General features: G+C 35.9%; 14 protein-coding genes. All 14 read right to left on the minus strand.

The genetic code is table 11. The features are described 5' to 3' along the window. Positions 1 to 8 precede the first annotated feature (8 nt). The 14 genes from ispG to RTW14_RS16710 all read right to left on the minus strand — a co-directional run bounded on the left by ispG (position 9) and on the right by RTW14_RS16710 (position 12,008). Positions 9 to 1,070 carry a flavodoxin-dependent (E)-4-hydroxy-3-methylbut-2-enyl-diphosphate synthase gene (ispG, locus tag RTW14_RS16645; RefSeq protein WP_312653529.1) on the minus strand — a complete coding sequence of 354 codons (1,062 nt, stop codon included), beginning with the start codon at positions 1,068 to 1,070 and terminating at the stop codon, positions 9 to 11. A gap of 107 nt (positions 1,071 to 1,177) precedes the next feature. Next, positions 1,178 to 2,182, minus strand: coding sequence for an RIP metalloprotease RseP (gene rseP, locus RTW14_RS16650; RefSeq protein WP_312653531.1), 1,005 nt, complete (start codon positions 2,180 to 2,182; stop codon positions 1,178 to 1,180). An 11-nt stretch (positions 2,183 to 2,193) separates the two neighbouring features. Continuing rightward, positions 2,194 to 3,336, minus strand: a complete 1,143-nt coding sequence (locus RTW14_RS16655; RefSeq protein WP_312653533.1) for a 1-deoxy-D-xylulose-5-phosphate reductoisomerase — start codon at positions 3,334 to 3,336, stop codon at positions 2,194 to 2,196. Positions 3,337 to 3,346: 10 nt separating this feature from the next. Next, positions 3,347 to 4,126: a phosphatidate cytidylyltransferase gene (locus RTW14_RS16660; protein ID WP_312653535.1), complete on the minus strand. Its 780-nt coding sequence runs from the start codon at positions 4,124 to 4,126 to the stop codon at positions 3,347 to 3,349. 3 nt (positions 4,127 to 4,129) lie between these two features. Continuing rightward, the gene (locus RTW14_RS16665) at positions 4,130 to 4,852 is read right to left on the minus strand and encodes an isoprenyl transferase (protein WP_312653537.1); all 723 of its coding nucleotides are present in this window, start codon (positions 4,850 to 4,852) and stop codon (positions 4,130 to 4,132) included. Positions 4,853 to 4,917: 65 nt separating this feature from the next. After that, on the minus strand, positions 4,918 to 5,475 hold the full coding sequence (gene frr / locus RTW14_RS16670) for a ribosome recycling factor (protein ID WP_312653539.1): 558 nt from the start codon (positions 5,473 to 5,475) through the stop codon (positions 4,918 to 4,920). A 31-nt stretch (positions 5,476 to 5,506) separates the two neighbouring features. Continuing rightward, positions 5,507 to 6,211, minus strand: coding sequence for a UMP kinase (gene pyrH, locus RTW14_RS16675; RefSeq protein ID WP_312653541.1), 705 nt, complete (start codon positions 6,209 to 6,211; stop codon positions 5,507 to 5,509). Between the two features lie 83 nt (positions 6,212 to 6,294). Further along, positions 6,295 to 7,521 (minus strand): HD-GYP domain-containing protein, encoded by a 1,227-nt coding sequence (locus tag RTW14_RS16680; protein ID WP_312653543.1) that lies wholly within the window; start codon positions 7,519 to 7,521, stop codon positions 6,295 to 6,297. Positions 7,522 to 7,685: 164 nt separating this feature from the next. After that, entirely contained in the window at positions 7,686 to 8,600 is a 915-nt protein-coding gene (tsf, locus tag RTW14_RS16685; RefSeq protein ID WP_312653545.1) for a translation elongation factor Ts, read from the minus strand. Positions 8,601 to 8,676: 76 nt separating this feature from the next. Next, positions 8,677 to 9,444, minus strand: a complete 768-nt coding sequence (gene rpsB, locus RTW14_RS16690; RefSeq protein WP_312653547.1) for a 30S ribosomal protein S2 — start codon at positions 9,442 to 9,444, stop codon at positions 8,677 to 8,679. A gap of 276 nt (positions 9,445 to 9,720) precedes the next feature. Beyond that, the gene (locus tag RTW14_RS16695; protein ID WP_312653550.1) at positions 9,721 to 10,056 is read right to left on the minus strand and encodes a LytTR family DNA-binding domain-containing protein; all 336 of its coding nucleotides are present in this window, start codon (positions 10,054 to 10,056) and stop codon (positions 9,721 to 9,723) included. 184 nt (positions 10,057 to 10,240) lie between these two features. Beyond that, complete coding sequence (rpoZ, locus tag RTW14_RS16700; protein WP_312653552.1) at positions 10,241 to 10,435, minus strand: DNA-directed RNA polymerase subunit omega; 195 nt, start codon at positions 10,433 to 10,435, stop codon at positions 10,241 to 10,243. Continuing rightward, on the minus strand, positions 10,436 to 11,044 hold the full coding sequence (gmk, locus tag RTW14_RS16705) for a guanylate kinase (protein WP_312653554.1): 609 nt from the start codon (positions 11,042 to 11,044) through the stop codon (positions 10,436 to 10,438). 79 nt (positions 11,045 to 11,123) lie between these two features. Then, positions 11,124 to 12,008, minus strand: a complete 885-nt coding sequence (locus RTW14_RS16710) for a YicC/YloC family endoribonuclease (protein ID WP_312653556.1) — start codon at positions 12,006 to 12,008, stop codon at positions 11,124 to 11,126. Positions 12,009 to 12,056: the final 48 nt, after the last annotated feature.

Below are 12,056 nucleotides of genomic sequence, written 5' to 3' on the forward strand. Positions count from 1 at the left end.
TAGTCTAATTAACAATTACTTATCAAGTTCACCAGTTCATCAACAATCATACTTTCAGAAACAGTTTTAACTATTTCACCTTTTGCAAACAGAACCCCTTTTCCATCACCGCCTGCCACTCCAAAATCAGCCTCTTTGGCCTCCCCCGGTCCATTTACCACACATCCCATAACAGCTACCGTTATGGGTGGTAACCCCTTGGCTTCCCTCAGAGGTTCTATTTTCTTAACCGCTTCTTCAACCTGCAGCGCAATACTCTCCAAATCCACTTTAGTTCGACCACAAGTTGGACAAGAAATAAGATTTATGCCAGAGGACCTTATACCAATAGACTTTAATATATCTCTTGCAAAAAATACCTCTTTTACCGGATCACCAGTTAAAGATACTCTCATAGTATCTCCTATTCCAGCCAGCAAGAGTCCACCAATGCCAATTGCTGATTTTAATTTTCCACTGTTTACCGTTCCAGATTCCGTTATCCCTATATGAAGCGGATGCTGCGTCTGCTTAAAGATTAGCTTATGCGCTTCATAGTTAAGTCTTACATTGGAAGATTTAAGTGAAATAACAATGTCATCAAAATCCATATCTTCTAGCAATTTAACGTTGTGCAAAGCGCTTTCTGCAAGGCCTTCTGCAGTTACTCCCCCATTTTTTTTCACAATATCCTTTTCTAGGGATCCAGAATTAACTCCCACCCGAATTGGTATATTTCTTTCTTTTGCAGCCTCCACCACAGCTTTTATGCGGTCAACACTTCCTATATTTCCTGGATTTATCCTTACTTTATCCGCTCCATTCTTTATAGCTGCTATAGCAAGTCTATAGTCAAAATGTATATCTGCTACAAGTGGAATTTTTACATTCTTTTTTATTAGTGAAAATGCCTCTGCTGCCTCCATGTCAGGAACTGCCAGCCTGACAATCTCACAGCCTGCTTCTTCCAATGCTCTTATCTGCTCTGTCACGTTCTTTACATCCCTCGTATCCACATTGGTCATTGACTGAATAGATATGGGAGCCCCTCCACCAATTATTATATTACCACATCTTACACTTTTTCTCATAACTCCTCCATATAAAAAATGTAGCTTCGCCACTAGGAAAATCTATCGATATTTCCTATTATATTAAAAAGCAGAGAAAATTTTCCTCTGCCTCTGTCTTACTGCTTTTAATTCAAAATAAATCTGCCAATATCCTGCCATGTTACATATATCATAAGAGCAAATAATAGCATGATACCTACAAAATGTACTTTGGCTTCTATTTCATCCGTAATGGTCCTTCCTGTAACCTTACGAATAATTAAAAATACCAAACGTCCACCATCAAGGGCTGGAAACGGAAGCATATTCACAATGGCCAGATTCAAACTTATTAATGCGGCTAGATTTGCTACATATATAAATCCGTATTTGACAGAATCGCTTACTGCCACAGTTATGCCTATTGGGCCTGTAAGTTCCTTCGTAGAAACCTCTCCAGTAACAAGCTGCCCTATTACCTCAACCATTTTAACAGTCATAACCCATGTAGATTCTGCACCTTTCTCTAGTGCTGTAAATGGATTTCTTGAAACTTCAGGCAGTATACCTACAATCTTCCTTCCTGTACCTTCTTCCTCAACTAAATTCATAGTGAAACTTATATCCTTGCCATCTCTATCAACAACAATTTCTACCTTTTCACCTTTTTGATCTGAAATAGCTTCAGTTATATCATTCCAGTCTTTAATTGCCTGTTGTTGAATACTAATAATCTTATCTCCAGAAAGAATGCCTGCTTCCTTGGCAGGGCTTACATCACTAAATCCGTCAATAGTAGTAGTAGGAACTCCAATATAAAGTACAATTCCTGCAAGGACAACAATAGCAAGAACAAGGTTCATAAAAGAACCTGCCACTATAATAATGGCTTTTGCCCAAAGAGGCCTTTTGCCAAAAGATCGTTCATCCTCGGATTCATCATCTTCTCCCTCCATGGCACAAAATCCACCGATGGGAAAAAGTCTCACTGAATACTGGGTTTCGCCTTTCATTTTCTTAAGTAGCACAGGCCCCATCCCCACTGAAAATTCATTTACTTTAACACCTACAGATTTTGCTGCGATAAAATGTCCACCTTCATGGACAAGTACTAATATGCAGAACATAATTAATGCATAAATAATTGTCATAATAATTCCCCCTATTTTAACAGCTCATATACCATACTTCTAGCTGCCTTATCTGCCTCTAAAATATCATCCAACCCCAAATTATATGTTGGTATATGTGCATTCAGTATTCTTTCTATAGTATTCTGAATATCTATAAATTTAATCTTCTTTTCTAAAAATAGTTGAACTAGAGCTTCATTTGCCCCATTCATGGCTGCAGGATACGTTCCGCCTTTTTCTGCCACTTCGTAAGCAAAAGCTATGGTCTTAAACACTTTTAAATCCGGTTTTTCAAAAGTCAAATGTGAACCCAGTCCAAATAAATCCAATGGTTCAAAAGTATTTTCTATTCTATTTGGATAACCAAAAGCATAACTAATAGGTACTCGCATATCTGGAGCTCCCAGCTGGGCTATAATAGAATTGTCAACATACTCTACCATAGAATGCACTACACTTTGAGGATGTACTGCAATTTGTATTTTAGCTACAGGAACATTAAACAGCCATTTTGCTTCTATAACTTCAAGACCTTTGTTCATCATGGTCGCTGAGTCTATGGTTATTTTATTTCCCATATTCCAGTTTGGATGTTTTAAAGCCTGCTCTAAAGTAACCTTTTCAAGTTCTTCCAAGGTATAACCTCTAAAAGGTCCTCCTGAAGCAGTTAAGTAAATTTTCTTTAACTGCTCCTGTTTATTTCCCTGAAGGGACTGAAAAATGGCACTATGTTCACTATCTACAGGCAGCATTTTAATATTATTTTTTTCGACCTGTTTCATAACGATTTCTCCGCCTGCCACAAGTGTCTCTTTATTGGCTAAAGCTATATCTCTGCCTTTGCATACAGCATGATATGTAGGCACCAGACCCATCATTCCCACAAGAGAATTAAGCAAAAGATCATACGGTGACTCAGCGGCCGTAATAAGCCCTTTCATACCATGCATTACTTCTATATAACCATATTTTTTGCTTAATTGCAAAGCATCCTCTTCTTTGTCTACTACAACCATTTCCGGTCTGAACTTCTCAATCTGAGCACAAAGCATCTCAATATTCCTCGCGCACGAAAGCACCGTTACCTTCAATTGGTCACGGTTTCTGTCAATGATATCTAATGCCTGAGTTCCTATAGATCCAGTACTTCCTAAAATTGCAATTTTCTTCATTATCTATCCTCTATAAAACTAATGAAATATAATAATAAATCATTGGTGCAGTAAATAACACACTATCAAACCGATCAAGTATACCACCATGCCCTGGTATTAAATTGCCATAATCTTTTATACCCATTTTTCTCTTAAATATAGATGCTGTTAAATCACCAAACTGTGAAACAACACCTCCAAGAACTCCTATAATGATACAGTGTATCAGCAGCCTCGGAATCAATATATAACCAAACAATCCACATAAGATAACACTTCCTAAAATCCCCCCTATAGAACCCTCTATGGTCTTCTTAGGACTAATTGTAGGGCAAAGCTTGTGTTTTCCAAAGGCATATCCTGTAAAATAAGCCATTACATCTGTTCCAAAAGCAGTTAGAAATATAAGCCATACGAGAATGCCATATTCGCCAGTCTGTTCTACTAAAGTAACATGAAAAGAGAAAAATACTACATAGAATATTCCCGTAATAGTCGCCATTGCATCTTCAAGTTTTCTTTCTTCAATCTTAAATAAATATAAAAGACTTAAAAGAACTGCCCCAAAGAACCATAACATATACCACCTAAATTCTGCTGTAAATAAATTCACACCATATAACGCTAACGCGCTAACGTATGCTACGATGTAAGCAGGCCTAATTTCCATTGCTTTAAATCCGTTAAAAAATTCCCTGACACCCATAATACCTATAGCAAAACAGGTAAGCATAAGAACTTTTCCACCTAAAAATATCAATATACCAAACGGCAGCATTATTAATCCTGATAATACTCTTGTTTTCACACTCTACCTCCCGCCAAAGCGTCTTCTTCTGCTTTGGTATTCTTCTATACATTTTTCATATACTTCTGGTGAAAAATCTGGCCAGAGTACATCTGTATATACAAATTCACTATATGCAATCTGCCAAAGCAGATAATTGGATAACCTCTTTTCTCCACTGGTTCTAATCACCAGCTCAGGATCCGGTATGTTGTTAAAAAGTTCTCCTGTATATAAATGGTGGCTAATAGTATCCTCTGTGATATCTTGAGGCTCCATTATACCTGCCTTTATTTTCTCTCCAATTAAAGTTACCGCCTTTGTTATTTCATCTCGGCTGCCATAATTTAATGCGATATTAAATTGTAGCCCCGTATTGTTTTCTGTTGTTTTTAAAGCTTTATTCAATCTATCTACAGATTCTTTTGGTAATTTTGAATAATCACCTAATATCTTTACTTTAACATTGTTTTTATGAAGTTCTTTAAGCTCTTTGTCTACATAAATTACAATAAGCCTAAATATACCGCTTACTTCCTCTACCGAACGTTTCCAATTTTCTGTAGAAAACGCATAAACTGTAAGATATTCAACTCCAAGAGTGGAAGATCTTTTTACAATCTCTTTCATTGCCCTCATGCCTGCGTTGTGGCCTGCCATTCTTGGCACACTATTTTTTACGGACCATCTGCCGTTACCATCCATAACTATTGCAACATGTTTAGGTATTCTATCCATATCCAACATACAATTATTCCTTTTCTTTAAAAACGGATATGGCTGACATCAGCCATATCCGCCATAAATTCATATTAAACTTCTAAGATTTCCTTTTCCTTTGCAGCAATTATGTCATCGATATCCTTGGTTACCTTGTCAATCTTCTTCTGAATCTGGTCCAGCTGCTTCTTTAAGTCGTCTTCTGTAAGCTCTCCTGCCTTTTCCTGCTTCTTAAGCTCATCATTAGCATCTCTTCTTTCATTTCTTAAAGCAACCTTTGCATCTTCTCCATATTTCTTTACAGATTTAGAAATTTCTTTTCTTCTTTCTTCTGTAAGCTGCGGTACAGTTAATCTAACTGTCTTTCCATCATTAGATGGTGCCATACCAAGATTTGCAATATTTATAGCTTTTTCAATATCTGAAATTGATTTTGGATCAAAAGGTGCAATTAATAAAGTTCTTGGTTCTGGAGCAGAGATATTTGCTAAATTCTTAAGCGGTGTTGGGCTTCCGTAATACTCCACCATAACCTTGTCCAATAAGGCTGGGTTAGCTCTTCCTGCTCTAACTGTGTTTAATTCTTCCTTTAGAACTGAAATAGTTTTAGACATTTTCTGTTCAAGGGCTTCCTGCACATTCATACTCATAAGTAATTCTCCTCCTACACTCTTTTAAACTTTACTTTACAATCGTGCCTATTTTTTCACCATTTATGGCTTTTAACATGTTTCCCTTTTCTGCCACTCCAAATACATGAATTGCAATATTGTTTTCCATGCATAGTGTAGCAGCTGTAATATCCATAACTCCAAGCTGTTTTTCAATCACTTCCTTGTGAGTTAATTGTTCATACTTGACTGCATTTGGATCCTTCTCAGGATCTGCAGAATATACAGCATCAACCTTTTTAGCTAAAAGAATAACGTCAGCATTTATTTCAGCAGCTCTTAAAGCTGATGTAGTATCTGTTGAAAAGAAAGGACTTCCTGTTCCTGTGCCAAAGATAACAACATTATTTTCTTCTAAATTTTTAATTGCTTTTTTTCTATTATACGGTTCAGCAATTTGTGTCATAGTAATAGCTGTTTGTACAACTGTAGGCAATCCCTGCTTTTCAAAAGCATCTTGTAGTGCCATTGCATTCATAGTAGTTGCAAGCATACCCATGTAATCTGCAGTAGCTCTGTCAATGCTCTGGCCTGTTCTACCTCTCCAGAAATTTCCACCTCCAACTACAATAGCAACTTGAACTCCCAAGTCGTGAATTTCTTTAACCTGTGCTGCAACACCCAAAAGCATTTCATCACTTATACCAAATTTGTCAGGTCCTGCAAGTGCTTCACCACTAACTTTTAAAAGAACTCTTTTATATTTAGGCTCCATATTTTTCTCCTTGTATAAAAATTGAGGATACCTTACCGATATCCTCAACATTATACCATAAACTATTTTACGGTTCACCTATTTTACGAATTTTTTATTAAACAATTACCATAAACTTTTCCAATTTCCTCTACAATTTCGTCATCTAAGCTTCCACCTTCTACAAGATTTCTTAATATTTCCATGGACTTATCATGTGACATACCTTTTTTGTACGGTCGTTCTTCTGTCAAAGCTTGATAAATATCCAAGCAAGCCATTAAACGTTCATTAAATCCCAATCCGTCCGCGGTCTTTCCAAAGGGATAACCCTTACCATTTAGCTTCTCATGATGTAGCGAGGCCCACTTTGTTATGTCCTCAAATCCCTTAATCTTACTTAAAATATCATACGTATAATAAGCATGATTTTGAATGTACTTATATTCCTGTTCTGTAAGCTTGTCCGGCTTTTCCAATATATCTTTATCGATTACTAATTTACCAATATCATGCACTGCTCCAGCCACAAACATTTTTGTAACTGTGATGTCATCAAATCCAAAATGCTTTGACATGTAGGCAGCCTTTTCTGCTATTCCCAAAGAATGGTGTCCCGTAAATTCAGACTTATAATCTATAATTTTTGCAAACATCCCTGCAAAATCCATAAGTTCTTTTTCTGAATAGTCCCGTTCGGTATCGTCAAGACTCTGTGCTAAAAGCCGCTCTATTTCATCACTCTTTAGCTCATCTAACTCTTCATAATGAATCGCCCCGTGAAAGGCCTCCACACATTGTTTTGAAAACAGTATATCTGTATTTTTATCAATGAAGTCAAATAATTTTTGATACTTCCTTTGATTAATAAAGCTTAAATCCCAATTTGCATCTATCTGGTCTGCCATATGTATAAGTTGGGCAAATAAAGGCGTCTGTTCCGCCGTTTTTCCAAAAGGGCCACTCCCATCCGCATTTTCATGATGATACAAAACCGCATTTTTCGCCTCTATACAGAGTGGGACTTTGTCCATATTTTGTTCACCTAAAATACAATGGGTCCCTTCGTTAAAATATTGTTTTTCTTCATATATATTAACTCCTTTAAAATATTCTGCCTGTATATACTCTGTTAAAGCATTATCATGTAATATAGCACATGCGGCTAAATCTACTAACAGTGGCTGTGGTAAATTCAAATACTTTCCCATTAATATACATAAATATGCTACACGTTTCCCATGATGAGTAGTAACCCCTATCATCTCGTGCTCTACACAATCCAAAGCATATGAAAAAGCATATAACATATCATTAAAACTCAGCTTCATTTATTTTGCGACCTTTCTTCATTTCTTCTTCCATTAATATTTACCCTTGGAATATATTTGTAAACAAAGTTTTATTTATTGTATCTTAATTTAAAATTTTTTATAAAAAAAGGCTGTTAGGATATCCCCAACAACCTTAATATAATCATTTATATAGTATTTAATTAGTTTCCAAGCTGTGCTGCTACTTCAGCTGCGAAATCTTCTTCTTTCTTTTCGATTCCTTCACCAACTTCAAATCTTACCATGGATACTACTTTAATTGGCTTACCAATTGTCTTACCCACTTCGTCAACGTACTGTTTTACAGAAAGATCTCCATTTTTAACGAATTTCTGTTCAACTAGGCAAGTTTCCTTAAGTTCTTTCTTAAGTCTTCCAACTACCATTTTTTCCACGATGTCTGCTGGCTTACCTTCAGCAAGAGCCTGCTGAACTAAAATCTTCTTCTCATGTTCAAGGTGCTCTTCACTGATAGCTGATTCATCAATAAACTGAGGGTTCATTGATGCCACCTGCATAGCTACATCCTTACCAACAACTGCTACTTCCTCAGCTGTAGCTTCAGTTTCAAGACCAATAACTACACCAATCTTACCACCACCGTGGCTGTATCCAACATAAACACATCCTGGTTCTTCCATCTTGTGGAATCTTCTAACGTTCATGTTTTCACCGATTTTAGCAATCTTATTGTTAAGTGCATCCTGAACAGTACCTTCGTTTTCATAAGGAAGAGTCATGAAGTTTTCAAGTGAATCGTCTGCAGTTTCTAAAGCCATATCAGCTAATTTTGCTACAAACCCTACAAATTCATCATTCTTAGCAACGAAATCTGTCTCAGAGTTTACTTCAATAATAGCAGCTTTCTTAGCATCACCAGAGAAAGCAAACTTTACAAGTCCTTCAGCAGCAACTCTTCCAGCTTTTTTAGCAGCCTTAGCTAGTCCTTTTTCTCTTAAAAGATCTACTGCCTTGTCCATATCTCCATCAGCTTCTACTAAAACTTTCTTACAATCCATCATGCCTGCGCCTGTCATTTCACGCAGTTCTTTTACCATCTGTGCTGTTACAGCCATCTGTATTTCCTCCTCAAATTTGATAGATTCGTGCAGAATAACTACACGAATCCAATTCACAATTCAAATTAATATCTTATGCTTCTTCAGCAGCAACTACTTCTTCAATTGAAGTTGGAGCAGCTTCTTCTTCTACTGCTACTACCCCTTCATCAAAGCTTTCGCCCTGATTTGCTTCAATGATAGCGTCTGCCATTCTTCCTGCGATTAGCTTTACAGCTCTGATTGCATCATCATTTGCAGGAATAATATAGTCAACGTCATCTGGATCGCAGTTAGTATCTACGATACCGATGATTGGAATTCCAAGAATTCTTGCTTCTTTAACAGCAATTCTTTCTTTCTTAGGATCAACGATGAATAATGCACCTGGCATACCCTTCATTTCCTTAATACCACCTAAGAACTTTTCAAGCTTTTCTAATTCTAACTTCAGCTTACCAACTTCCTTCTTTGAAAGCTTTTCAAAAGTTCCATTAGATTCCATATCCTGAATTTCATATAATCTCTTGATTCTTCCAGCGATAGTCTTATTGTTTGTAAGCATACCACCTAGCCATCTTTCGTTTACAAAATACATACCGCATCTCTTAGATTCATCAGCAATTGCAGCCTGTGCCTGCTTTTTAGTTCCTACGAAAAGAATTGGCTTTCCAGATGCTCCAACTTCCTTCATAAATTCATAAGCTTCATCAATCTTTCTTACTGTCTTCTGAAGGTCAATAATATAGATTCCATTTCTTTCTGTGAAAATATAAGGAGCCATCTTAGGGTTCCATCTTCTTGTCTGGTGTCCAAAATGTACACCTGCTTCTAGTAATTGTTTCATTGAAATTACTGCCATTGTTTTTCCTCCTGGTTTTTCTTCCACCGCGATTTACCCTGAAAACAACCATTACGGCACCTGTGTTCAAGTCGTCCGGTGTGCAAAATAATAAAAATGTTATGGTTTTGTGCTTATTTTTATATACAACTAAGTGTTATCTTACACAAATAACCATCAAATACTATACTACAAAAATATAGTATTTGCAACAAAAAACTTTGCTAAATGTAAAGTTTTTTGTTGCAGTTATTAACTATCACCCACTCTCCAAGTGAAAATATATTTTTAATATTTTTACGTTTCAGACTGTAGTGCGAACTCTAAAAATGCTTTTTTCGCACCATGAAAACTTTGCCTGCCTATCCTTATATCATTTCCATCAGAAAAATATATTACCTGATCCCCCATTTTAGTAACTTTATCAAGATTAATTACATAGCTCTTATTACATTTGTAAAACTCCTCTGGTAAATGTTCTACATAATTTTGTATTTTTCCATATGTGCCGCAAACCTCAGAATTTAAATGAAATAAAACTTTACGCAGATTCTGTTCAACAAAAATAATTTCTTGAGGAAGTATCTTTCTAACTTCCCCCCTGAATTTAATAATAATGCAATTTTCCTTCATAAACCATCCTCCATATAATGTAGAGAGTGGATTAAATTAATACATCTTTAAGTTTAGATTATAAAATTGGGATAGTCATAAAAAATGTGGTTTCCGCCCTTTGCACTTCCTTTTTTATATAATAGAAAATATCGATAGATTTTTCTATTATATAAAAAAAAAGCGAGTAAATACTCGCTTTAAATTAATAGTTCCTTGTATAAGTAATTAAATCTTCTGCAATTTCGTTTGCTGCAATTGATACAGGCTTTTCAGTAGAAGCTTCCGTAAGTTTGGGTTTACCGTCAATAATATCTCTGGCCCTCTTCGCTGCTAATATCACAAGTGTGTATCTGCTGTCTGCCTTTTTCCTAATTTCATTAATTGATGGATATAACATTTATATCTCCTCCTCGTACTTCTTTATCAAATGATATATACTTTCGGAAACTCTAGAATGTTCAGCCGTTACAATAGCCCTAAGTCTTTCTACTGCTTCTGAAAGTTCTCCATTAATAACACAATAATCATATTTATCTATGTAGGAAACTTCCTTTAAGGTTTCCCCCAATCTCATATTTATAGCGTCCTCTGTTTCGGAACCTCTTCCCGTAATTCTTTTGCGAAGTTCTGTCATAGATGGCGGTAAAATAAAGATAAATACTCCTTTTGGATATGCTTGCTTTACTTTCATTGCTCCCTGAATATCAATCTCAAGCACAACATCTTTACCTTCATTAAGTTTCTGCATAACCATTTCTTTTGGAGTGCCATAATAATTGCCGTAAACTTCAGCATACTCTAGCAGACCATCTTTATCAATAGTCCTAAGAAATTCCTCCTTAGAAACAAAATAGTAATTCACACCATTTTCTTCAAAAGATCTTGGATTTCTTGTGGTCATGGACACAGACAACTCAATATTTGTGTCTTCTACTAGTCTCTGACATATCGTTCCTTTTCCTGCTCCAGATGGCCCGGAAACAACAAATAATTGTCCTTTATCCATTTAGCTTCCTTCCTTAACATTTATATTAGAATAAATATTGTAACACATACAACCTATATTTTCAACAATAATTAAATAATTACTCTATATTTTGTACTTGCTCCCTGATTTTTTCTATTTCACTCTTTATTTCTAACATCATGTTGGTAATTTCAATATCATTAGCCTTAGAACCAATAGTATTGGCTTCTCTATTCATTTCCTGTACAAGGAAATCTAATTTTTTACCATCTGGCTGATTACTTTTTGTTATAATAGTAGATAGCTGAATCGTATGGCTGTCTAATCTTACCAGTTCCTCTGTAATGCTGCACTTATCTGCAAATATAGCAGCCTCAACTAAGATTCTGTCTTCTGGAATTGTTACATTGTTTCCAATTAGTTCCTTAATTCTTTCTCTAAGTTTCTCTGTATATGCTACTGTTACTTTAGGAGAGCGTTCTTCAATTTTCTCCACCAAATCCCTGATAAGACCGCCCCTCATGATTAAATCTTCTGCAAGCTTTGTTCCTTCAACAATACGCATTTCATCTAACTTCTGCGCTGCCGCCTTTACTGGAACTAAGAGACTTCTGCAAATTTCTTCTTCATCCTCCACATCAGGAATCGCCTTCATTACGTCTGGTAATGTTGCCAGAAACTGCAGGGTAATATCACCGCTTACATTAAATTCTGACTGTAGTGCTTTTAAATTGTCATAATACTGTCTAGCAACCATATTATTCAACTTTACAGTAGTATCATCTTCTGTAATATTTTCAACAATAATGGATACGTCGATTTTTCCACGTCTGGCAATATTTTTTACTGTATTCTTAACTTTATCCTCTGCAAAGGAATAACGTCTTGGCATCTTTATATTTATATCACCATATCTATGATTTACAGATTTTATTTCTACAATTATGTTCCTTTTTCCATCACTATATTCACTTCTGCCGAAGCCTGTCATACTTTTAATCATGGGTATTTTTCTCCTCAGTTGATTTATCCACATGTATACTTTATACTA

This window comes from Aminipila sp. (assembly GCF_032051575.1).
GTDB lineage: Bacteria > Bacillota > Clostridia > Peptostreptococcales > Anaerovoracaceae > Aminipila.

What these genes read in the sequence shown, in the direction of transcription:
- ispG (WP_312653529.1), bottom strand. Translation starts at nt 1,070, where the DNA reads ATGAGAAAAAGTGTAAGATGTGGTAATATAATAATTGGTGGAGGGGCT.
- rseP (WP_312653531.1), bottom strand. Translation starts at nt 2,182, where the DNA reads ATGACAATTATTTATGCATTAATTATGTTCTGCATATTAGTACTTGTC.
- RTW14_RS16655 (WP_312653533.1), bottom strand. Translation starts at nt 3,336, where the DNA reads ATGAAGAAAATTGCAATTTTAGGAAGTACTGGATCTATAGGAACTCAG.
- RTW14_RS16665 (WP_312653537.1), bottom strand. Translation starts at nt 4,852, where the DNA reads ATGTTGGATATGGATAGAATACCTAAACATGTTGCAATAGTTATGGAT.
- frr (WP_312653539.1), bottom strand. Translation starts at nt 5,475, where the DNA reads ATGAGTATGAATGTGCAGGAAGCCCTTGAACAGAAAATGTCTAAAACT.
- pyrH (WP_312653541.1), bottom strand. Translation starts at nt 6,211, where the DNA reads ATGGAGCCTAAATATAAAAGAGTTCTTTTAAAAGTTAGTGGTGAAGCA.
- RTW14_RS16680 (WP_312653543.1), bottom strand. Translation starts at nt 7,521, where the DNA reads ATGAAGCTGAGTTTTAATGATATGTTATATGCTTTTTCATATGCTTTG.
- tsf (WP_312653545.1), bottom strand. Translation starts at nt 8,600, where the DNA reads ATGGCTGTAACAGCACAGATGGTAAAAGAACTGCGTGAAATGACAGGC.
- rpsB (WP_312653547.1), bottom strand. Translation starts at nt 9,444, where the DNA reads ATGGCAGTAATTTCAATGAAACAATTACTAGAAGCAGGTGTACATTTT.
- RTW14_RS16695 (WP_312653550.1), bottom strand. Translation starts at nt 10,056, where the DNA reads ATGAAGGAAAATTGCATTATTATTAAATTCAGGGGGGAAGTTAGAAAG.
- rpoZ (WP_312653552.1), bottom strand. Translation starts at nt 10,435, where the DNA reads ATGTTATATCCATCAATTAATGAAATTAGGAAAAAGGCAGACAGCAGA.
- gmk (WP_312653554.1), bottom strand. Translation starts at nt 11,044, where the DNA reads ATGGATAAAGGACAATTATTTGTTGTTTCCGGGCCATCTGGAGCAGGA.
- RTW14_RS16710 (WP_312653556.1), bottom strand. Translation starts at nt 12,008, where the DNA reads ATGATTAAAAGTATGACAGGCTTCGGCAGAAGTGAATATAGTGATGGA.